18 protein-coding genes are annotated in these 22,921 nt (G+C 55.3%); 4 read left to right on the top strand and 14 right to left on the bottom strand.

Annotation, left to right across the window (positions count from 1 at the left end; translation table 11 throughout):
* Positions 1–337 precede the first annotated feature (337 nt).
* Positions 338–1,039: an oligogalacturonate-specific porin KdgM family protein gene (locus KW828_RS18830; RefSeq protein ID WP_218337797.1), complete on the top strand. Its 702-nt coding sequence runs from the start codon at positions 338–340 to the stop codon at positions 1,037–1,039.
* Positions 1,040–1,112: 73 nt separating this feature from the next.
* On the top strand, positions 1,113–2,822 hold the full coding sequence (locus KW828_RS18835; RefSeq protein WP_218337798.1) for a pectate lyase: 1,710 nt from the start codon (positions 1,113–1,115) through the stop codon (positions 2,820–2,822).
* 34 nt (positions 2,823–2,856) lie between these two features.
* Here the strand turns inward: KW828_RS18835 and KW828_RS18840 are convergent, their stop codons facing one another.
* Positions 2,857–3,453: an NAD(P)H-dependent oxidoreductase gene (locus KW828_RS18840; protein WP_218337799.1), complete on the bottom strand. Its 597-nt coding sequence runs from the start codon at positions 3,451–3,453 to the stop codon at positions 2,857–2,859.
* Between the two features lie 120 nt (positions 3,454–3,573).
* Between KW828_RS18840 and KW828_RS18845 the strand changes: the two genes are divergently transcribed.
* Positions 3,574–4,149 carry a TetR/AcrR family transcriptional regulator gene (locus KW828_RS18845; RefSeq protein ID WP_218337800.1) on the top strand — a complete coding sequence of 192 codons (576 nt, stop codon included), beginning with the start codon at positions 3,574–3,576 and terminating at the stop codon, positions 4,147–4,149.
* 153 nt (positions 4,150–4,302) lie between these two features.
* Here KW828_RS18845 and KW828_RS18850 read toward each other — a convergent pair whose 3' ends face one another.
* The 13 genes from KW828_RS18850 to KW828_RS18910 form a co-directional block, all read right to left on the bottom strand.
* Complete coding sequence (locus KW828_RS18850; RefSeq protein ID WP_218337801.1) at positions 4,303–4,734, bottom strand: IrmA family protein; 432 nt, start codon at positions 4,732–4,734, stop codon at positions 4,303–4,305.
* Between the two features lie 8 nt (positions 4,735–4,742).
* The gene (locus KW828_RS18855) at positions 4,743–5,222 is read right to left on the bottom strand and encodes a hypothetical protein (RefSeq protein WP_218337802.1); all 480 of its coding nucleotides are present in this window, start codon (positions 5,220–5,222) and stop codon (positions 4,743–4,745) included.
* A gap of 56 nt (positions 5,223–5,278) precedes the next feature.
* Positions 5,279–5,761 carry a hypothetical protein gene (locus tag KW828_RS18860; RefSeq protein ID WP_129361711.1) on the bottom strand — a complete coding sequence of 161 codons (483 nt, stop codon included), beginning with the start codon at positions 5,759–5,761 and terminating at the stop codon, positions 5,279–5,281.
* Positions 5,762–5,771: 10 nt separating this feature from the next.
* Entirely contained in the window at positions 5,772–6,431 is a 660-nt protein-coding gene (locus KW828_RS18865) for a hypothetical protein (RefSeq protein WP_242495131.1), read from the bottom strand.
* Positions 6,432–6,499: 68 nt separating this feature from the next.
* A complete protein-coding gene (locus tag KW828_RS18870) occupies positions 6,500–8,035 on the bottom strand; it encodes an SUMF1/EgtB/PvdO family nonheme iron enzyme (protein WP_218337803.1) in 1,536 nt (511 codons plus the stop codon).
* The gene (locus KW828_RS18875; RefSeq protein ID WP_218337804.1) at positions 8,025–9,206 is read right to left on the bottom strand and encodes an ABC transporter permease; all 1,182 of its coding nucleotides are present in this window, start codon (positions 9,204–9,206) and stop codon (positions 8,025–8,027) included. Before KW828_RS18875 ends, KW828_RS18870 begins: the two co-directional genes overlap by 11 nt.
* A gap of 31 nt (positions 9,207–9,237) precedes the next feature.
* A complete protein-coding gene (locus tag KW828_RS18880) occupies positions 9,238–9,924 on the bottom strand; it encodes an ABC transporter ATP-binding protein (RefSeq protein ID WP_256350274.1) in 687 nt (228 codons plus the stop codon).
* Positions 9,924–11,879 (bottom strand): vWA domain-containing protein, encoded by a 1,956-nt coding sequence (locus KW828_RS18885; protein ID WP_218337805.1) that lies wholly within the window; start codon positions 11,877–11,879, stop codon positions 9,924–9,926. Before KW828_RS18885 ends, KW828_RS18880 begins: the two co-directional genes overlap by 1 nt.
* A 9-nt stretch (positions 11,880–11,888) precedes the next feature.
* Complete coding sequence (locus KW828_RS18890; RefSeq protein ID WP_218337806.1) at positions 11,889–12,839, bottom strand: hypothetical protein; 951 nt, start codon at positions 12,837–12,839, stop codon at positions 11,889–11,891.
* A gap of 6 nt (positions 12,840–12,845) precedes the next feature.
* A complete protein-coding gene (locus KW828_RS18895) occupies positions 12,846–15,503 on the bottom strand; it encodes a putative virulence factor (protein ID WP_218337807.1) in 2,658 nt (885 codons plus the stop codon).
* Positions 15,503–18,505: a virulence factor SrfB gene (locus KW828_RS18900; protein ID WP_129361703.1), complete on the bottom strand. Its 3,003-nt coding sequence runs from the start codon at positions 18,503–18,505 to the stop codon at positions 15,503–15,505. The genes KW828_RS18895 and KW828_RS18900 overlap by 1 nt, the downstream gene beginning before the upstream one ends.
* Entirely contained in the window at positions 18,506–19,918 is a 1,413-nt protein-coding gene (locus tag KW828_RS18905) for an SrfA family protein (RefSeq protein ID WP_218337812.1), read from the bottom strand.
* A gap of 265 nt (positions 19,919–20,183) precedes the next feature.
* Complete coding sequence (locus tag KW828_RS18910) at positions 20,184–21,359, bottom strand: VWA domain-containing protein (protein WP_256350275.1); 1,176 nt, start codon at positions 21,357–21,359, stop codon at positions 20,184–20,186.
* Between the two features lie 460 nt (positions 21,360–21,819).
* Here KW828_RS18910 and KW828_RS18915 point away from each other — a divergent pair, with 460 nt between their 5' ends.
* A complete protein-coding gene (locus KW828_RS18915; protein ID WP_218337809.1) occupies positions 21,820–22,692 on the top strand; it encodes a phosphorothioated DNA-binding restriction endonuclease in 873 nt (290 codons plus the stop codon).
* The last annotated feature ends 229 nt before the right edge of the window (positions 22,693–22,921 follow it).

Consider the following 22,921-nt stretch of genomic DNA (forward strand, 5'->3'; position numbering starts at 1 on the left):
TTCGACGTTTATGCTTTGTCGTTTTATCTACGGGTTATTTATTATCCAGGAATAAATTTATTGTCAAACGTCACTTATCTAAAAAACAGGCAATATCGTGGCAATGAAAATTGAGCATTTATCGATTATCTTATTGATACTAATGATTAATTTTTATTAGGATTATCTTTATAAATGCCATTTTAATTAATTTCAGCTTATTCTTAATAGTCTGATCCTAGTCTCAAAACACCATTTCATTTTGTGCAAAAGTCTATTCCACAAAAATACAAAACCCTCTATCTGCCGTCAGGCAGAGAGCATCTTATACCTTTGGACTACTAAAATAGGGGATCCTATGTTGCGCTCATTATTATTATTTACTGTACCTTTCATGAGTATTGCAGCCCACGCCGTAACCTTTGATTACCGTCACGAAATGAACGACAGCGGCGGGAATAATCATAAAGATCGCTTACTGATGTCGCACCGTTTTGCCAACGGATTTGGCTTATCGCTGGAAGGGAAATGGAAAGGCTCGCAGGATAAAGACAAAGCCTATGACGAAACGGTCAGCAATGGCACCGAAGTGGTCGCCAGCTACGTCTATAAAATTGACAAGACCTTCCAGATTGAGCCGGGCTTCTCGCTGGATACCAGCTCGTCATCGAATAACTACCGCCCGTATCTGCGCGGTAAAGCGAATCTGAGCGACGACGTCAGCATTAACCTCCGCTATCGCCCGTACTACAAGCGTAATTCCAATAATATTGGCACGCAGAAAAACACCTCAGAGAACGGCTATAACCTGACCAGCGTGCTGTCATGGAAAATTTCCAAAGACTATCAACTGGATTACGAGCTGGACTACAAAAAAGCGAATTCCGCCGGCGTGGTGCTGGCTGATAACGAGAGCTACGACTGGACGCACGATTTTAAGCTGACCTATAAATGGGATAAAAACTGGTCCCCCTATATGGCGATTGGTAATGTTTCCGGCAGCAAAGTCACCGATGAAAGACAAACCCGTTATCGCGTCGGCGTGAAATATTCCTTCTGATGACATCCGGGCAGCATCATAAAAATAAATAAGGGTTTTATTTAAAGCCCTTATTTTGACTGAGAGGCAAATAATGAAAATATCAGGATTAGCACTGGCGATAGGTTGTCTGAGTCTGCTCTCTTTTCATGCCATGGCGCAGGAGAGCGAGCGCCTGAACAGCGTAAAACAGTTCGCTGACACGGTACTGGATAAAGCGGGCGACCACTACGGGCACAACGTGCCGCTGCTGGCGAACGGCGTGGATCCGCGCACCGGCAGACAGATGGAGTGGATCTTCCCGGATGGCAAAAAAGCCGTGCTGTCGAACTTCTCCGCCCAACAAAACCTGATGCGCGTGCTGGTCGGCCTGAGCAATCTCACCGGTGACGCGAAATATAAACAGCGCGCCGAAGACAACGTGCGCTACTACTTTGATCATTACCAGGACGCCAGCGGCCTGCTGCTGTGGGGCGGCCACCGTTTTGTGGATCTAAAGACGCTCCAGCCGGAAGGTCCGAGCGAAAAAGAGATGGTCCACGAGCTGAAAAATGCTTACCCCTATTACGATTTAATGTTTGCCGTGGATAAACCCGCCACCACGCGTTTTATCAAAGCGTTCTGGAATGCGCACGTTAACGACTGGAAAACGCTGGAAACCAGTCGCCACGGGGAATACGGCAAAGCGATGGGCAAACTGTGGCAGAGCGATTTCGAACAGCAGCCGCCGTTTTTCGCCACCAAAGGGCTGAGCTTCCTGAATGCCGGAAACGACCTGATCTACTCCGCTTCGCTGCTCTATCAATACGATCATGATGAAGGCGCGCTGCGCTGGGCGAAGCGGCTGGCGGAACAGTACGTCTTACCGCGCGATAAAAAGACCGGCCTTGGCGTTTATCAATTTACGCAGCCACTCAAACGCGCGGAAACCACTGACGACACGGATACCAACTCAAAATACGGCGACCGCGCCCAGCGTCAGTTTGGCCCGGAACTGGGTGCCGATGCGCTGGAAGGCAATATGATGCTCAAAGGCCGCACCAGCACGCTCTATTCCGAGAACGCGCTGATGCAGCTGGCGCTGGCAAAATCCCTCGGTAAGGATGGCGATGACATCAAAAAATGGACGCTCGACGGCCTGAAAGCCTTCGCCACTTATGCCTATGACGCGCAGACCAACACTTTCCGCCCGATGCTGGCGAACGGTACCGATCTGTCGGGCTACGAGCTAAAACGTGACGGCTACTACGGCAAAAAAGGCACCGTCCTGAAGCCATACCCGGCGGGTAACGAGTTCCTGCTGTCTTATGCCAGAGCCTGGACGCTGGAGCCGGATCCGGCGATGTGGATAGTGGCGCGCGGCATTGCGCAGGGTCAGGGACTGGGGGACATCGGCGCGCCGGGCGGCACGGACAGTAAGCTTAACCTCAACACCGACAATAACGAGCCGTACGCCATTTTCGCGCTGATCGATCTGTGGCAATCCACCGGCAATAAAGCCTATCTGACGCTGGCAGACCGCGTGGCGACCAACATCCTGAATACGCGTCGTCTGAACGGCTTCTTCGTTGACGACCCGCAGGCCGAGTTCGCCAGCATCGACAATATCGCCCCTTACGCATTACTGGCGCTGGAAGCCGCCCTGCGTAATCAACTTGACGCGGTGGCCCCTTTCCTTAACGGCGCAGGCTTCACCGAGGGTGCTTATCTGCTGGCAGACGGCACGGTGCGCTACTCCACCCGCGACGATGAGCTGTTCAAACTCAAACCGGGCGAGCAGTTAAAACCGAACGGCAAAAAGTAAGCTGACGCCCCCGTTCCAGGACGGGGGCTGCCGTTTAGCGTGCGCCACTGCCGATACGCTGCCCCAGTTCGCGGGCGGCGTTCAGATAATCCTCCGGACGCGGCAACTGCGAAGGCAACATCCATTCCGCCGCCCTGAACTGCGCGCCGCAGTAGCCAAAAATGCCGTGCTCCAGCTGCGTTTTCATCGCCTCAAAATAGTTGTGCCGCTGGTAGACGTCCTCCGTGGCCGCACCCAGCCCCACCAGCCAGACGTTCAGCCGACCGAGTTTTTTAAGCGGTTTGCCGTCGGGCGTCTCTTCGTAGGCCCAGCCATTGGCAAAGACGCGATCGATCCAGCCCTTCATCATGCCGGGCATCGACCACCAGTAAATCGGGAACACCAGCACCAGATTGTCGGCGGCGTCGATGCGCTGCTGCTCCCGGCGCACGTCGTCAGGCACCGTACGCTGGCCGTTGAACGCCTGATAATCCACGTCCTGATACGCTGGCGCGAAGTTCTCCTGATCTAAGTCGGCAATCTCCACGCGGTGCGCGCGGTCGGCGCTGGTGATGCCGTCGGCAATATGGTTCGCCACGTTGCGAGTGAGCGAGGTGAGAGACGGGTGAGAAGTGACGATCAGAGTTTGCATAGGTTTTCCTCATTGCTTCTGCCGGGGAACTCTTTTACTCTTAAAGCTGAAGTTACCTTTAGTAACTTACCAATAGTAACTTAGCGATGGACGAGGCTGTTGTCAACAGGAGGCCCGACGATGACGCAAAAGCGCATGAGCAAAGAAGACCGTTTTCAGCAATTACTGGAAGCAGCCTGGAAACTTATTGGCCAGGAGGGCACCGAGTCCCTGACCCCCGGCAGGCTGGCGGAGTTTGCCGGCGTGACCAAGCCGCTGGTGTATAACCATTTCGGCTCCCGCACCGGGCTGTTTATTGCGCTGTACCGGGACTTTGAAGCGCGCCAGGCGCAGATTTTCAACCAATCGATTTCCCGCAGCGGCCCGACGTTGCCCGACAAAGCCAGCGCCATCGCCCGGGCGTACATCAACTGTGTGCTGACCCAGGGCATTGAGATCCCCGAGGTGCTGGCCGCGCTGAGCGCATCGCCCGAGATGGAAGTGTTTAAGCTGGAATACGCGCGGGATTTCGTGCACCTGTGCCGCGACCTTCTGCTGCCCTTCTCGCCTGATAAGACTCTGCCCGATGCCGGTTTATGGGCGATTTTCGGTGCCGCCGAGGGGCTGAGCTATGCGGCGAAAACTGGGGAACTGGATGCGGATGCGGCGGTGGAGGAGTTGATGGCGGTGATTATGAGGGTGGTGGAACGGGGGTAAGACGGGGCTACGAACGTCGTCGTATTCAGGGGGTTTGGCTCAGCCAGAACAGTTGCAGAAAAGGTCAGGTTTCGAGGATGGGTGCGGGCGGTGATCGCCGGTGATGAGAGATAATGGGTAAGGTCATTACCCATCAGGTTGAGCTGAGCGGCATTAACCCTGCTTGCCCGCTTGCGAGTTGATCATCTTAAAGGGTTTGAAATCACGGATCTGTAGCTCGCTCAGCGGCAACGTTTTTTTCTGTTGATCAGAAACCAGCGTCAAAGAGGTGAAACGTACCGTAAGTTCATCGTCGCACTCTGCCTCGCCTTCCAGTAAAGCTTGCTGATAACGAGTTGCTTCCGATTCGCCAAACCGATCGACATTCAGCGTATCAGTCGCGATGACCACGCCCTGCGCATTCACCAGCTCTACGCCAATCTCCAGCGGGCCGATGACGTCCATACCGCTGTCCAGCGTAAAGGTGGCACTGCACATCCCCTGGTTTGCCCAGACGGTGTTCGAGTGCCAAATTTCCAGTGCGCTGGCGGGCGTCATAAATAACAGACAGGCCAGCATCGCACCTGCTTTCAGTGGGGGTGCCATGTCACCTGTCATAAGTCTGGGTATCCGTAGGTGCCGTCGTCCCCTGTATCTGATTCCTGCACCAGGTTCTGCCCCTGATAGCTCCGTGTCAGAAACCCACCGTTAGTACACTCTTTTTTCATCAGCAGTTTGGCGTTCTTATAGACCTTCAGGCCGGTAAACTCCCAGCCCTTGCCGATCCCGCTGTAAACCACATAGCTGTATACGCCATTGATAAAACGGTAGTAGAACGCGCCACCACCTGAGAAAGCCACTTGTCCGACGCGAACCTGCGTTTTGTCCCCTTCAACTTTAGGAAGGGTCATTTCGACTTTATCAATCGAGCCGTAGTAGTAGGCAGGCACGTCGTTATTAAGGCGCAAGACAACCCCTTTGCCATTGGAAAAATCACAGTTGAAAAGCAGTTCGGGATCGGGTGGGGCCGCAACCGCCTGGTTCACGAACATTCCAGCGGCCAGTAAGCTTAGGGCAATCGGTTTTTTTTTCATGGTCGGGTCCTGAACAGAGAGTGCCTGCCGGGTGCGTACCCGGCAGGCCTGGTACGTTACTGTGTGGCCAGGGTGGCCTGCAGGTCAGCTAACTGACCCTGCAATTTTTGCAGCTCCATTTGTTTTTGCATTTCAGAATCACTTGGTCGGTTTTGCGCCTCTTTGATGCTTTTTTCGAGAGCGGCGACCTGGTTCTGCGCCTCTGCGCGTCCGGCCGTTTTGGTTTTAAGCTGTGCGACCAGTTTGTTCAGCGAGTTTTGTAGCGCCTGTTGAGACTGACGTTTGCTGGCAACGCTGGCGTTGCTCTGCGCTTTCTCTTTCTCAATGGCTTCATTAACCGCTTTGAATTCCGCATTCAACATTTGCTCATGCGCCAGGGTATTTTTTTTATTATCTACGCGCTTATCCCAGGTACCGGAATAGTTGCAGTTGAACTTGGTGATGATATTGACATCACCTGTGGTCGGATCGCAGTCGCGTGCATTTGTCGCGCAACCGCTCAACAGCAGGGCAACTATGGCCAGCATTACATAACGCATTCTTCTCTCCTTAACTCACTTTCAGTGCGGTACGCTGGGAATACAGACTGTCCAGTTCACCTTGCAGGGAGCCGATCTTGTCACGCATTAAGGCAATTTTACTGTCAAGATTGCCGGTGTCGCTGCCGGATTTATTCATGCTTGCAGAAACGTCCTGCCACTGTTTTTCATGTTTTTTCATATCAGTGATGGTGTTTCGCAAATAAGCGATATTGGCGTCCACCCCTTTGATTTGTTTCTGAACCTCATCTTTTTTCACCGTGTTGGCGGCAATATCTTTTTCAATTTTGGCCAGCTTCTGCTTGTCATTCGCGATTACCGATTTCGCAACGTTAGTCGCGTTTTGAATGCGGGCATTTTCGCTTTCTACGTCTTTAATCGCCGCGTCTAACTGCAGCTCTTGCGAGGCATATTTTTTACGCTGGTTATCGAGATAGGCGTTAGCCCCCATCCCCACGCCACAGCCGGCAATCGCCGCCGCTGCCATACAAACGGCTTTGTTGCTGGAATTACTCACCGCGCACGCTAGCGCACCTAACGCCGCGCCACCGGCGCAAGCCTGCCAACCTGATTTGTTAAAGAACTCAACGTCCTGGTTATTGGCAAGACGTGGGTCCACACCACCGCTGCTGCTACTGCCCGTACTCTGACAACCTGCCACCACCACCATCAGTCCGGCGACTATCACTGTGCGTAACGCTTTAAACGTAAACATTTCTTGCTATCTCCTTGTCGGAATTAATTATTTTTTTTGCATGCCGTCAGCCACACATCGCGCGCGACCTTGCCATCTTTCCAGTAGCCCTGAAGGTTCTTCCAGTAAGTTTCCAGGTAGCCATTCAGGTTCGTTTTTCCACGTGCCGCCATCTGCTGCTGAACCACCGTAATTTGCGGGTCGATAAGCGGTTTGTTGAAGGTCGTGCCCATATCAACCAGGGTGTCAGCGTAGTAGCTGGTGATAAAATCCAGCGCTTTCTGGTGCTGGCCTAGCTGTTCCTGTCGGCGCGCGCAGTTGGCATCCAACTGGCTATCAGCGGCGCAAGTTTTGGTGTAAAGCTGGTTCAGACGATCGAGGAACTCCCCATCGTCTTTCATCTTCGTGCAGAGGAATGCCCCTAATTGCAGCGAGGTGCGAATAGCCTGGTCGCGCTGCTCATCACGCAGCTGACTATTAGCACGTAGTTCACCACGCAGTTTTTCCAGCTCTTTTTTTAGCCCGTCATCCTGGACTTTGGCGGAGATGACGTTCAGGTTTTGCAGCGTGTCCGGTGTTTTACCTGATGCCGTGGTTTTCTGCCCGGCGCCCAGAGCTTGCCACTCTTTCTCGATCTCCTTTACGCGATCGCGTGAGGTTAGCGTGGTAGAAACCATCACCAGACGCACACCGGTGGTTTTACTCACGTTTTCACCGCTATCGGTGTAATAAGGCTCTTCACCACGCAGGGCGCTACGAATATCGCCTTGCGTAGTGACATAACTGCCGCCTCGCACGACATAACCCCCTGCCTTGCCGTGCAGACGATCCAGCTTATTAAGACGGAAAGGTTCAAACATCATCTCCGCAACGTTGCCCAACATGTCATGCAGACCGAGAGGATTTGGTTTGAGCAGGCCCGTCAGCTGGAGTTTGCCATTGGCTGACTGCGCCCCGGCAAACCAGACGTAACCGTTCAACCCTTCAGGCATCGGGAAATGCACATCGCGAAACTCAGAGGGCGACACCGCAAGCCCACCACGGGTAGCAAACTCCCATTCTGTTTCCGTCGGCAGACGCAAGAAGCCCGGCTGTCCGTCGTCTTTCGGTAGCGAGCCGATTTTTTCTTTACGCAGCCACAGGTTGTACTGGTTGGCGAACGCCATCGCGTCCATCCAGCCGATGTTCACTTTTGGCAGGCGGCCTTTAATATCTGCTTTCGGGCACTCGCCTGCGAGCGCGCGGAACTGCAAATCGCTCAGTTCGTACTTCGCCATCAGGTAATAACGGCCCTTGTTTTTCGGATCGGGGAAGCTGCCAGCGATATGCTCCTGGCGGGACTGCTCCACGTAACCCCACTCATCGCCCTCCTGACCGAGGGTGATGTTGTAGTCCTCTAAGGGCTTATTCTGCGGTATGGCGACCTTGCGAAACGCCATTGCGCCGTCGCACGGCATCGGAAGGATCACATCGTCCGCCAGCGGTTTCGGATTCCAGAACTTCTCATCCCAGGTGGCCTGCACGGCGCAGGAGTAGCCCAGCCCGATCGCTGCCAGGCCCAGTACCAGTTTAAATTTCACGTAAACTCTCCGCAGGTTCGATCTTCAGGGCGCGCAATGCCCCGATTGCGGCAACGCTGAGTGCCACCACCAGCACACACAGCAGCGCCGCAAAAAAATGATGGGGTTCGAGGTGGCAGACAAATGCCTGATTGGGCAGTGATGCGCCCAGCACCCGGTTAAACAACGTGCTGCCCAGCAGGTAAAGCACAAGCCCGGCACCAAAGGCGACACCGGTCAGGCACAACGCCTGGATCACAATAAAGAGGGTGACGGCGCGACGGCGAAAACCGAGCAGCCGCAGTATTGCCATGTCCTTTCTTTTGCGATCGATGTTGGCGATAAAGGCCCCGATCAACGATGCAATGCAGCCGGTAGCCGAAATCCAGGCGATTACGCCGAAGATAACGCCCAGCACGCGATCGATCGCCCGCACGGCCTCAATTTGTGCCGCCTGGGTGACGGCTTCAATGTGCTGCTCTTCCAGCCATTGTGCTAACGCCGGGACATCATCCAGGGAGTTGGCATACACGCGGGCGCGGGAGAACCGCGTGCGCTCGCGAGGCGGTTTACCCTCACTGACCTGTAACAGCGGCACCTGGTAGCCGTCCCGATAGTCTTCCAGCGCCACCAGCAGCGGAAGTGTGACAAAAGCGCCAGGGCGGGCAAACCGGGCGTCGTCCAGCACGCCACTCACCGTCAGGGCGAAGGCCGCGCGTTGGTTTTGCCCCTCAATTTTGCGACTGACCATCAGACGGAATGACTCGCCAGGCTTGAGATCAAGCCGCCGGGCAGCGCTGGCGCTTAACACCACTTGATGATCCCGGCGAGGCACAGCAACGCCAGACAGCAGAGGATCGCCAATGCCAGAGGGGATCACTTCAGCTCCCGCGACAAAGTGCTGCCCATCGCGCACCAGATCAGCCTGGGTGTTCAGCGAGCGAGTCAGAGGGATCGAGAAGCCCACTTCCGGGCGTTCCGCCAGCCGCTGTAGCCAGCTGAAATCGTAATTCCCATTGCCGGTGATGCGCACTTCTCGGGTACGGGGATCGTCCAATAGCTGGTGGCGCAGTTGGCTGACGATGCCGTTTTTCAGCCCGAACAGCAGAAGCAACGGGGCGATGACGGCTATCAGCGAAAAAATAACGCACAGCGCGACTTTGCGATCGTGGATCAGATCGCGTAGTGCCATGCGCCATAGCAGGCCGCCCTCAGGAGGCCTGTCAACCGGGCAGGAAGACACTTTTCCCCTCCTCAATTCTGGCGGTGTAACGTTTCAGGCCGAACTGATCAACACGCTGCCAGTCATGGCTTACGATGATCGCTGTCATTTCCAGGCTCCGCACCATCTCGACGATCAGCGTAAACAGGCGGCTGGCGTTGTCGGGATCCAGCGCGGCGGTCGGCTCATCAGCCAGCAACAGGCGCGGCTGATGGGCGATGGCGCGAATAAATGCTACGCGCTGGCGTTCGCCAATGGAGAGCCGGGAAGGCATGCTCTTTAACAGATGCCGCACGCCCAACGTGTCGATGGCCGTCTCCAGCCAGGATGACTGAGTGGTGAGGCCCGCCAGACGACGAGCCAGGGTGATGTTTTCCATCACGGGCAGCCACGGCAGCAGCCCGCCATGTTGAAGCATAAAACCCAGTTCGCGGGCGCGAATGGCCGCCAGCGCAGGTTCGTCTTCGGCCAGCAGCGGGACGGCAATGTCACGCTCGCCCAACTGGTAGGCTCCGAGGGTGCCGGGGCGCAGGATCGCCCCGGTCATCTCAAGTAACGTGCTTTTGCCACAGCCGCTCGGGCCGGTCAGCGCCGCGACCTCGCCAGGCTGGAGCGTCAGCGCTGGCAGCGAGACGCAGAAGCCCTGCGCCCCGCCACGGCAGATGTCCATATCGCGAATGTGGAGCATCAGGGCAGGTTCTCCAGCGGAACGGGATAAACGTTATCCCGCGGATCGCTGTCCGGTGCCAACGCGACCCAGCGATCGGCATCTTCGTTGTAGCGCTGGTAGTAGTTGAGTTTGGTATTCAGGCGGCGAATGAAACGCTCCTGCTCCAGGCCATCCCAGCTCTTCCAGGTTTCTTCATCGAGGCTTAGTACCTCGCTCAGGTAGGGCAGACTTTCGATGTACTCGCCCAGAAGACCCATTTCACCGAGGCGGGTCGCATCTTTACTTTTCGCCTGGTTGGGATCATTGCCCATGGTCGCCGCCAGCGATCGCAGGCTGGCAAACATGTCATCCGGCGAGATCATCCCTTCATTGGCAGCGTTGACGATCTTCTTCATCACATCACTCAGATCGCTCAGCTCGCTTTTCGTCAGCAGTACGCGAACCTCGGTGGCCGGGATGTTCTGATTCACCAGATCGCGATCGCTGATCCACGATTTAAAGACCGGCGGCGCTTGCGTGCCCTGTTTTTCACCCAGGTAGGCCAGCCGCATGGCTTTACTCAGTTTTTCGGCATCGCTCAGCAGAGGATCGGCTTTCTTACCGGCATATTTCGGGCTGGCACCCAGAGCGCTACCTGCCGTCTCTTCACCACTCCAGGCCGTTTTGATCTGGCCGGTAATGGCATTAGAGAGGCTATCAACGATAGTGCCGAAGCTGTTCACATCGCCGGAATCGATCGGGTAGTACAGCGGCTTATGCAGGAACGGATTCAGCGTCAGCTCCTGATACTGCGCAGCTGCGGAGGCGTGGTTTTTCTTCCCGTCCGGCGTTTTCAGGTGCAGGGTGTAAAGCGCGACGCCACGGTATGCTGCTTCCTGGCGCACCTGCTCCGCACCCAGATGGGTTGACGACAGGCTATCCGTACCGTCCAGTGCGCCCGCATCGGTGATCAATACCACATAGCGCGCGCCGAATTGCGTCCAGTCGACTTTATCCAGCGCGGTCATCACCCCGCCGTAGGCATCTTCATCCACTTTGCTACTGGAGACGGTCGCCTGCTTCAGGTCATGCACTTTAGCGAGGAAATCTTTGCCGTCTTTCACGGTGTTCGGATCAACATACATTTTGGCGTCGTATTCCAGCCCAGGCACCGCCTTCACGCTGGAACGATAGGCCACCAGGCCGAACTTCACTTTGTCCTGTAATTGCTCTTTTTCGATCCGCTTGTAGATCTTGTCGATCGCTTCTTTGGTGCGATCAATGTATGGCCCCATTGAGATCGTCGAGTCGATCACGAACACCACCGAGGCGGAGAAGCCCTTCATCATGTTCTTCTCGTCGGTGGCTTTGGCAGGGGCACTGGCGCTGGCTTTCTCACTTACCGACGCCACGTTCAGCACCCGAACCTGGAAACCGGTATCGGTAAAGACATCGTCAGAACCCAGCACGGGCAACAGGTAAAAGTTTTTCAGTTGATCGACCATGTAGTCTGGCTCGCGGGCCAGTACCTGCGGCACCGGCTTTTTCTGATTCAGACTGGTGATCATCGGCTCCAGCGCAGCCGCAGGGCTGGCATTATTCAGCAGAGACTCCACATCGCTCTTCTCTTTGAAGAACAGCATCGGGTGGCGTCCGGCGGGGTTGGTGAAGGCCAGCGTGAGCTGCACTTTCCAGTCCACGGTGCAGGAGGCCTTCATCCAGCCGGAAACGTGTCCGAAGCTGTCCGGCCCAACCTGTAGCCACTCATCCTGACCCTGTTTCTCGCGCTGATAAACGTAAAAGCGGCTGAATGCAGGCTGCTCTTTGCCTGTCTCACCCGCTTTGGGAGCCAACTGGCATCCGGGATAGGTGAGCACGCGCTGGAACAGAGTGTGTTTACCGTCCTGTAGCAGAGGCTTCGTGTCAGCGGCGTGGGCTGGCAGGCTTAACGCCACCGCACACAACAGGCCGCTGAATCCATGACTCTTTTTCATTCATTAGTCCTATTTTTTCAGCTCAGCTAAACGGGCTTTTGCCTCGGCGTTTTGCGGATCCTGATTCACGACCGCTTCGTACCAATAGCTGGCAGTTTGCGGGTCAGGACTGAAGCATCCATCCGCCTGGGCGGATTTCGGGTCATATTCCTGCGCATAGCGCATCGCCATTTGACTATCGCCGGACTGCGCTTTGTAGGCATACAGGCGTTGGGCGACGTCACACTTTTTGTCGGCTTTTGCTTTGGCAATCACATCCAACAGCTGGGCGCTGCTGGGCTGACTGCGCAGACAGCCTTTGACGAAATCCATGGCATTGCCGCTTTTCATCTGGTCATCGCCGCAAGGACCGCTGATTTTGGCGACCGGTGCAACAGCAGGGGCCGGCGCCTCGACTGACGTGGGTTTACGCATAAACCACCATCCGGCGGCAGCAGCGACCAATAGCAGCGCAATGATGGCGAGGATAATAGCCACCGGTGCTTTGCGTTTTGCGGGTGCCGCAGGCACGTCAGCGATCGGCTCTGGTGCCGGGGTTTCCACCACTGGCTCAGGCTGCGCGGGCGGGGTGACATGCAGCGCCTGACTATTAACTACCAGCGGGTTTTCCCCTCCAGCCTGGGAGCTGAGCAGGCCATCAGTGATGGCGAGAATGCCTACATCACGGGCCATGCTGTCTTTGATGACAAGACGATACGCCGCCTGGCGGTTTGCCAGCAGCGGGTCGATAAACGACGGGCCAACCTGCACGGCAGGCACGTCGTCAACGAGGCCCAGGGCTGGCAGACCAAGAAACATTTCGCCGCTCACCCAACCGCCGTGGCTATCGAGATAGAGATTGTCCTGGTTACGCAGGATGGAGATCTCAACCCCCTCAAGGCCGCCTTTCCAGCCTTTAAGCAACAGGGTGGCATAGCCAGGATTAACGGGGTTTAAGGGTTTTAGTTCGGGCTTGATCACGTCCTGTTACTCCTGTGAACGCTGAATAAGGTTGAGGATGACGCCCAGCTTTTCATTCTGCGCTACGCTAATTTCTCGCCCGGCGGAATGCCCGGCATTCTCAGTGATCAGGGCTTCCAGACCGATCAACCAGTCAAGAATGAAATAGCCGCTGTAGTTCAGCTGTTGCGGTGTGAGGCTGACGAGACGTTCATCATCTTTCCACACTACGCTGTCGCACTGGGCCGGACGGGTGAAGATCGGTTGATCGGGCTGGTTCTGGCGGGTTGGACGCTTTTTCTCCGGCACGCTTTGATAGCCAAGCCAGGTCATAAAATCGCTCATGATGTGCAGAACTCGCGACACCTGGCGATCCACCATCCAGTCGCGACGTACGCCAGCCTGATCGGTGTTCTGCATCACGGTGACCAGCGTCTCTTCGGCACGCAAGCGCAGCAGACCGGTGATCAGTTCATCGACCAGCTGTTCGGCGACGGGGCGTGGCAGGCCAATATAATTAAGCATGGCCGGGGTTTCCGGCAGGCCACGCAGGTGGTTGATCCAGTGCTGAACACTCTGACGCGCAAAGGCGACTTCATGGCTGTGGCTCTTGACGCTGGAGGTGCTACTACCGTGGGTATCATCAAGACCAATATCAAACACATCTTCCTCTTCCACCGCGCCTGGGAGGCTCACCTGCTGCATGTACAGGGCGTGCAGCGAGCGGCGCGTCGGCACCAGCCGCGCCAGCAGTTCGCCGTGCATCCCGTTGCGTTTTTTCACCGCCGCTATGATTTCCTGGGCGATGCGGGCTTTCTTCGCTACCTCTTCGTCGCCATCTGGCTGATACCAGTTGCCCAGCCCGCCCTGCACCAGCTCGTGGCGGCTCTCTTCGAGCTGTTCGGCAATGCGTTCCAGCTTGTTCTCCGGACGCGCGACCTGACTCAGGTAGCTCGCCATACGTTTCATGCCACCATCATTGAGGTTCAGCATCGCGTCCCAGGCTTCTGCCGGTGAGGCGATATAGCGGTTTACGGCGTCGTCTTCCAGGAAGGTTTTGCGCATCAACGCCAGCTGATCGGCGTTTTCTTCGGTTAAGGCGATCTCGCTGCCACCACTGATGCGGGTGAACGGCGTCTGCATACCGGGTTTACGTACCAGGAAGGTGTTATTAAAGGTTTCGCCTTTCTTCCACTCGCTCATCCAGCTGTATTTGCCGAATTTCTCCAGCATCGCCATCTTGATCATCCCGCCCTGCCCCCAGTACTGACGAAGCAGCGCTTCTTCGTGGGACAAGGCGCCAGTGATGCGGTTATCGAACATCGTCAAGGCCCAGACCAGCCCCGGCAGACGGCGACTGCGCACGTCGGCATCGGCGCCCTGGGTGCGGCAGATCCACTCGTCCAGCGCATCGCCAACGTCTTTCACGTCCGACTGTTTGGCGGAGGCGGTACAAAGTACCAGAACGTTCATCTCCTGATTTTCGGTATAACGCTCAAACAGATAGGCGACTTTACCGCGCAGAAGCAACTCAGCCAGGCGACTACCGCCGCTGGCATCACTCTCAGCCGACTTCCCGCTGAAAGAGTCGATAGACATGCGCCCGCGATAGCCGGGGAAATCAAGCAGATCTACGTGATCGAACAGTGGCTCAGTCGTTGGCGCAGAGAGCGGCACATGCAGTTCAGCCGTCAGCACGGTCAGCTCGGCCAGCGATATTGCGACAGGCGAGGCCAGTTGACCTTCCTGCACCGGGCAGACCTCAATGCGCTGATCGTGGGGCTGGTTAAGATGTTCCAACATGTCCACGTTCATGATGCTGTTTTTCTGGATCAGCAGGCCGTCCTCTTCCACCACCAGCGTGCTTAATGGTGCGCGGACTTCCTGCACGCCCCCCAGACGTTGCAGCGTCTGGGCAAAGTGCCCATAGGCGTGGGTCAGTTCAGGCACTTCACCCCACAACACCGAGAACAGCTGTGCGCGATCGTCAGTGTTCAACCATGGGGCGAGGCTGACTGCCTGTGGCCAGTAGTGCAACGCGAAGCGACCCTGGGTTTTTTCCGCATGACGGGTGAGATAGTCCCAGAAAGAAACCACGTCATCTTCGGTCACGCCCGGCACGCGCGACGGGCGGCGGCGTTTCTCCAGCGTTGCCAGCAGGTCGCTAATCCGTCCTTCATCGTAGTTCCAGTCAAACTTCTCCTGGTTGAAGTCATGCACGAACGCGTTCGCGAGGATTTTAGCCATCTCCACTTCGCTAAAGAGCTGCAATTTGACCGGCCAGTTTTTGTCGTCGTCATGCTTCAGGCGGCTGAAGCGGGTCACCAGACCGGTGGCCTCTTTACCGCCGCCCGGCGGGTTAATGTGCGTAAGGAAGTCGAGCTGATGCCCACCCAGCACCGTACCCAGCTTGCCATTTTCACCGGCGGCCAGCGCCGAAATCAGGTAGGACTTGCCCGCCTGCGATAAACCGAAGAAGCCGATGGTCATCGGGCGTGCGGCCGCCTGCGCCAGTCGGCGTGCTTTGTTGCGGCTGCGACGCAGGTTCAGCGTCAATCGGTCAGCTTCGGTGTTGAGACGCGGCGCGTCCTGGCGGACAGCAGCAATCCAGTCAATTGCCTGGCTGGCACCTTGCTCAACGCCCTGCCAGCCCTGAATGATTTTTGCAGAATTAGGATTACTCATTAGCTTTTGATACTCCCGCTATCCAGCCAGTAATGCGTCTCGCTGAGACCGTTACCGACCATAGTGTTCAACTGGAATGCCACGTCTTTGCGGTTGTAGTTGCGTCGGGCATTTTCCATCTCGAGGGATTCAATACGGAATTTCTCCGGACTGACCGCCTCAACGCCGTTACGTGGGCGACCTTGCTCAGCGGTAAGTTCGATGCGCATGATGGCGTCCCCGGCCAGCTCACCGGCAAGATTAGGATTGGTGATTTTCAACGTGTAGAGCGCAGAGGCAGGCCAGCGCTCGTTATCCAGCTGGCGAAAACCAATGCGTACTTCACCACGCGCTTCAAAACCTTGTCCCTGCGGTAGCTGGAACGCCTGCGCATCCAGGTCGATATCGCGATAAAAGACGTTGCTGTCTTTGATCTGGTTATTGCCGTCCAGCATGCCGAGATAGCGGATGGTGGAGTAAGGCACAAAATCCTGGGTGCGGAAGAAAAAGCTGCTCAGGCGCGATTTTTCTGCCAGCAGGTACAGCATCGCCCCAACGGAAGCGGTGGATTTCGGGTCGTCGATACAGCCTTTCTTGTTGAACGGATACCAGCCGCCCGTTTCATAACCATGCAGCGGCAACACGCGTGATGGCGGCACCGGCTGGAGCTGGCGGATCAGCGCCTGAATACCCGGCAGACGCGACGGACGGCCTGTCAGCAGCAGCACGTCGCAGTTGTAGTGCCAGAGCACTTCGCACAGCGCGCGCAGGCTATGGCAGATGTTCATGCGGCCACTGCGTGGGTTAATGAATTCGTTGTGCAGGTTGGCCAGATCGATCTCCAGCGGCACATCAAGAATGGAGAATGGCGCTTCGCTGGAAAGCTGGCCCATGCGCGCCACATCATTCACGTAGTCCTGCACTTTTTGCGTCGGCATGTTTTGGGTCAGCAGATCGCGGAAAGTGAAATTGAGCTGCTCGCGTCCGTTCTCCGGGGAGTACTCTTCATAGCGATGCAGGATTGCCAGTGCTAGCGGCGCAAAGATCTGCAACGTCAGTTGCTGACGCAAGACCTGCTTACCCGCCTCAATGGATTCGCTGCCAAACAGTTGCGACATCATTGATTCTGCCGACATATCGCTATGGCCGACTTTCATCATCGCGGCTTTCACCGCCGGTTGCAGGTACAGGCGAATCACATCCAGCAGGATGTCATCACCCGCCACCTTAAAGCCTTCGCGGAAAAGCTGTTTCGGCGCGATACGCACGTTGATCCCTTCGCCGTCATCCAGTGTATAGCGCGAGATCACCAGGTCGGTGGTGCCGCCGCCAATATCAATGGAGGCCACCTTCAGGCTACGCGGCTCGTTTGCGGCGGGCTGGTTGTCCGGGCGACGGGTTGCCGCAAAAAACTCATCGGTACGGCCACCGAAGTAGGTCTGGGTTTCGTTGTAGAGATAGACCAGTTGTCCACAGGTAGCTTCATCCCACTTCACGTGAACGCCAGGGCGCGGGTATTTCAGCTGTTCAGTCTCTTCGCTGTCGTCGTCCATCTCTTCCCAACCCAGCGCTTTCCACACCACGCGTATGGCATCCAGCATGCACTGTTCAAAGATGGCACGCTCCGGTTTTGGCATCGCTGGCGGCACGGTCATGATGACATTGCGCAAGCGGCGCGGTGTACTGGCGTGGTTCATTTTCAGGCGCTGTGCGGGGCTGTTGATCTGCATCAGTGCCTGGCTCAGGACTTCAGAGAGCATCATCGTCATCAAAGAACTGCGACTGTAAACCGGGGAAAAGACCGGCATACGCTCATCTTCCGGCAGGCGAATCAGCAGTTTGCCCTGGTCGTTCAGCATGTAGAGCAACGGTGCGGCAGTGGCGAGAGGTTCACGATCGGCTTTCACAAACGCCTGGCTGAAACGCCAGCCGGGGGAATAAGGCTGATCGTCCCACAGGTAACGTTTCGGGCTGGAGATCCCGGTGGAACCTTCTGTGCCCAGCCGCTGTGCCGCCATTCTGAAGGCTTCATCGCCCACGCGGCCAATGGTCGGCCAGGTGAAGGCGTCGCTGCGCCCGCTTTTCAGCGAAAAGTCCTGCTTGCCAAATTCAGCCTGCGCGAACTCCAGGCGGCTGTCGAAGGGTTCGTTATAGACGTTCTGCGGCTGGCTTAAGTCACGAAGTTGCAGCTGATAAAGCTGCGAAAGGCCTTTATTGTCATCGCGGTGTTCTTCAATCAGGATACCGCAGCTACGGGAGTTACCAATATCAAGTACGAGATCCACCGGAATGGCTGAGTCACGGACCTTCACGTCATTGACCTGCACTTCCGGGATAGCGACGGTGGCAGCGAGAATATTCAGCAGATTGAGATAATGTGCCTGGTGCTCTTTCTGCAGCAGTTTCTCATCAATATCTTCTGCATGCTGACGCAGCACGTCGCGCGCCTGGATGCTGAACACTTCTTGCAGCCACTCATCGACCCATGGAAGCGTCAGAAAATCGCCCATCTCGTGCGGGTGCAGCGCCAGTGCAAAACCGGCGCCCGAGCGCACGTCATCTTCGCTGGGAGCCAGATATTGGGTGTTGTCACGATCCGGGAAAATTTTGGTATCAAAGACCAGGATCGCACGCCAGGTGTTCCCCTTCTCGTCAGGTTCTGCCAATTCGTGGAACTGCACGCGCGCCCAGTTGGTTGGTCCGTGCGCAAAAGCGCGCGGTGGATTGAAGCGAAAGAAAGGCAGCGGTAGCCAAAGCCCCTGATAGAGGCGCAGCGACTCTTCCGTCGTCAGGGAGTAATCTGACTCGGCAAAGCGGGGGGCAGCATTATCTACCGCCGGGATCTGAAGTTTATCTTCGCGCTCGTTGTAGACCAGGCGCAGGATGGCGCCGTCACCGTTCTGGCGCAAAAAATCACCATACTCTTTACGGGCAGGCAGCGTAAACGCGAAGTCCAGGAACTGGATGCCGCTGTCACGAATAAGTTTGACCTGCTTTTTAAAATCAGTAAGTTCAGCGAGCATTTACTTACTTGCCTCCTGCTTCATCGAAATAGGGAAAAGGGTATTGGCGTCGTAGCGGCCCTTGCAGTCCGCAATGTTTTGCGCGCCAGGCGCACACTGGACATCCGGCATTTGGTATACCGATCCATCAGAACATTGGGCTTCACCTTGTTTATTGATCGCCAGATTGCCGGACTGGATGACCGCATTGACCGCACCGCGACAAGTCACCCCGTCTCCGCGCACCATCTCTACTTCACCCTTGCCATCCTTGATCTGATAACTCAGGCTGAGCGGCTTACCAGTACGTTGATCCTGGATACCGGCACCGGCGCGCCAGTTTCCGTTTAAAAAGTGGGTATTTCCCTGCGCTAACGCCTCGGCAGGGATGGTCAGCGGGGCTTTCAGGTCCGGTCGGCCATTGGCTGGTGTGACATCCGGCGGCGTAAGGCCAGCGGTCACCTCTGGTAAAGGTGGTGCTGGCACCTCTGCTGTGATTTCTGGCGCGACAGCATCGCCGGGCAGCGTGTTCTCGGCAGACGCATCAGCCGGCACCGGAGGGACTGCTGAAGTTCCTCCGTTAACAGGCGCCTCACCACTAGCAGGTAAGTTCACTGATGGGGATGACGCCTCCGGCAAGCCGGTGCCATTTCTGTTCAAAGCCTGCCCGCTTACACCTGTACCAGTTACCCCATGCAAGCCAGCGTTGACCGTTGGCGTGTTCAGATGTGCGTCTGGCAAACCCGGCAGGGTGGCAGAAAAGCCAGGGATATGAATGCCGGGCACACAGCTGCGAAGCAGCAACATGAGTAGTAGTGCCAGCAGCAGCAAGGGGAGCAACCAGCGCAGCCAGGCCGGGAACGTCCACCACCATCCCCGGCGTATGACCCGGGGTTGAGCGATGGTTTCACTGGCCAGAGGCACCGCAGACGCTGGGGCAGAAACCGCAGGGGCGACAGGAACCGGAGGTCGCAGGCAATCCAGCGGATCGATACGTGTCTGATGACGGGCAAGAACGAATCCCCAGAAGCTCATAACCGGTTTACCGCCCACCAGCCAGACATGATTTTGGTCGGGAAACTGCATGGCTTTCTCCAGCAGTTTCCCGAACAGGCGTTGTTCCGGGTTAGCGTGCTGGCTGTATTCAGCACTTAGCTGGCGTAAAACGGTATGGCTGTTTTCCAGTTGCCTTAGCGCGTCCTGGCGTTCGCTCTCGGTGGCGGCAGACCAGGGGATGACATCTCCGGCAGCAGGGGCATACCAGTCGATGCGATCACCATGTTCATTGACTTGCGGGATCGCTAATGTGTCGGCGACGTCGCTCTGTTTTCTCAGGCGCAGCGTTTCGCGAAGTTGCAATGCGGAAATATGCACTGCCTGACCGTTCTCACCCATTGACTGATATTTGTCGAGCCTGTCACTGCACAGGAACATCTCTTTCACGTTGGCCTACCCTTGCTGGTAATTATTCGGGTTAACTCTGTTTTATTGATACGTACAGCGTCCTCGACGGTGTAAAACCGCAAGCGATGTGAATCCCCTTCCGGGAAAATTAAAAAATACTGAAAAATTATCGGCAGCTAACAAAAAACGTTTAGTCCTAAATTAAATTTTGCAGTATTAATATTCGCCATACGTAAACGCTTATGATTTTCTGGTGAAACTATATTGGGATGAACCAATCAACGTTTCTAATGTGTTAGTCACAGCCTTCCGGAATATATTCCTTAACTGCCCGCTTCATCATTTCATTAAATTCCTGGGTATTGTTTACGGCATAAACCGAACCGCCTGTATTGCTGGCAATACAATTCCCTGCGCCCGTGTTCATAATATCGACCACGTTAACCTGCAAGCGGGGCTTCTTCAGCTTCAGCTGACGCGCGACCTCACAGGGGTCACCACCGCAGGTTTCCTCACCGTCGGTTATCAGCACAATGATGGCATCACGCGCCACCCCATCGACCAACTTACCCGCCTTTTCCAGCGCTTCTGCCAGCGCGGTTTTCCCCACTGGCTGAATTTTATCGATAGCCTGTTTCAGTTCGTTGCGCCGGGAAAAGGGTAATGATGAAGAAACAAAAACTTGCTGACATGTCGCTGCTGACACCAGACTGATGTCCATGTCTTTTGGCACCTCGTCAATCACCTGTTTTGCGGAGCGGTGAGCAAGGCTAATGCGGCGTGGCTCGCGCTCAATATTGTCCACTGGTTTATCCTGCATCAGGCGGCGTAGCTCATCTGGCGTGGCGTCCATGCTGATGGCCATAGAACCTGACGCATCAAAAATAACAACCATTTCAGGGGCCTGCTGTTTTGTCCGTTTTGCCGGACAAACTTGCCTCACCGGGAGAGACGGCGGTGATACTGCGGGCGCAGGCGTTTTAGCCGTTGGAGCGCAACCACGTAGCAGCAGGAAAGCCACCAGCGCCAGCAGTGCCAGTAGTAATAACAGCAGTGCCCCCAGCCAGCCTCGCCGTTGACGTGCAACCGGAGCCATCGGTGCGACGGGGCTTTCGCTCCAGGCGGTGATGACCGGCTGACCATCAACAACCCAAATGCCACGTTCATCAGGCTGATAATTGGCGAGCGAAAGTACCTGCAGGACATCGGCTGGTGCGCCGTTATTCTTCGCGAGTTTTTGATAAAGCTGTGCAATTACCACCAGCTTTTGCTGTAACAACGCCTGCGCTTTCTCTTTTTCCGCTGGTGAAAGGGCAGTCAGTGCGACGGGCTGCCCGTTAATATCGCTGTACCATTCAATCGCCCCATCCGGGGCCTGCTGTGGACGCGCAAATATTTTTTTGTAGCCAGACGGAAGATGCTGCTCAACAAGAGAAATAAAGGCGGGATAAAGATTGATATAATTTTGCAAGGCAGCGCCAGACTCATTAGTCCTTGTTATTCTGATCATCGAAATCGCTGCGCCATCTGCACTAAACTCGCAGATTAAATATAAGGATGGAGGATAATTCTTAATTATATGAATGAATGAAAAAATAAATAACTACTAAAACTAATAGGAAAAAACGGTGGTGGCTTCAATGTAGCTGTGATCCGGTTCAGCTGTATGATTCGACTACAACGGTTTCTGGCGCAGGTTTCTTTGCATTTGCACTGTGGTAGTTAAGTAAGGCTGGCCTGTGAATCCCCCCTGGTTTAACAGGCACCTCTGAGTCACTTAAGATGGGGTAAAGAGCCGTGTCTAAAGGACATCCTGCATTACAAGCATAAAGCGTCGATTTCACTCACATCAACGTGGCGAGCAACAATTGAATTTCAGCACTTTTGCGAGCATGATCGCAATAACATCAGCCCGTTACCCGGTTCCCCCTATGTTATCTCTCGAAACGCTGCAATCTGCCATCTCCAACGTTTCTGTATGGCGTCAGGGTGACGTATGCGCGCCGCATAAACCGTTGTTATTGCTGTATGTGTTATCGCAGTACAAAGCAGGCCACCCACGCCTGTTTAACTATGGTCTGGAGATCCACGAGCCGCTCACTCGTCTGCTGAAAGAGTTTGGCCCCAAGCGACGCACTGTCTATCCCAATATGCCTTTCTGGCGACTCAGAAGGGATGGCTTCTGGGAAATCATTAATGCGAAAGGTTGTAAACCCCGTAAAGGCAATGCTCAGCCAACAAAGAAAGAACTGATTGATAACCAGGTGGCGGGTGGCTTTGATGAAGCGGCTTATCAACAGTTCCTGGCACACCCGGAAGTCATCGACCAACTGGCCCAGCAGATCCTCACCGATCGTTTCCCGGAAAGTATTCAGCGGATCCTCGCCAACCAACTGGGCTTCGATTTTATTGATCGCTCCAGAAACCGCGATCCACGCTTCAGGGGTATCGTTCTTCGCGCTTACCATTCACGTTGCGCGTTCTGTGGTTACGATCTCAGGCTGGATGGTGCCTTGGTTGGTATTGAAGCGGCACATATTCACTGGAAAACCTATGGCGGACCATGTGTAGTGAATAACGGTCTGGCGCTGTGTTCGCTGCATCATGATGCTTTTGACATGGGCGCATTCGGACTGGATGAAAACCTGACGATCCGCATTTCCGGCGGCGTCAGCCGTAGCCCTGTGGTGGATAACCTGTTCTGGCAACGAAACGGCGAACAGTTGCATCTTCCCCATGACAAATCGCTGTGGCCCACTGAACAGTATGTCGGCTGGCATCGTAAGCAGATTTTTAAAGCCTGAGACCGTAAGCTTCACAGGTATCATCGGTTGTCCAATATGCTTTATTCCCGTTCGAGGATAAATGCCTTTACTCATTTGAACATAATGCCCAGATGCTCAGAGTGAAGTGGTCAACAAAAACTGGCCACCGCGTTAGAGTTTTTCCAGTATCGTTTTTCCGATTCGTTTGGGGGTAAGCCACCGTTATATTCATGCGGCCTGAGCGTGCTGTAATATCCAACGATATAGT

Origin of the sequence: Enterobacter sp. ENT03 (genome assembly GCF_019218745.1) — a bacterium.
Lineage (GTDB): Bacteria > Pseudomonadota > Gammaproteobacteria > Enterobacterales > Enterobacteriaceae > Enterobacter_D.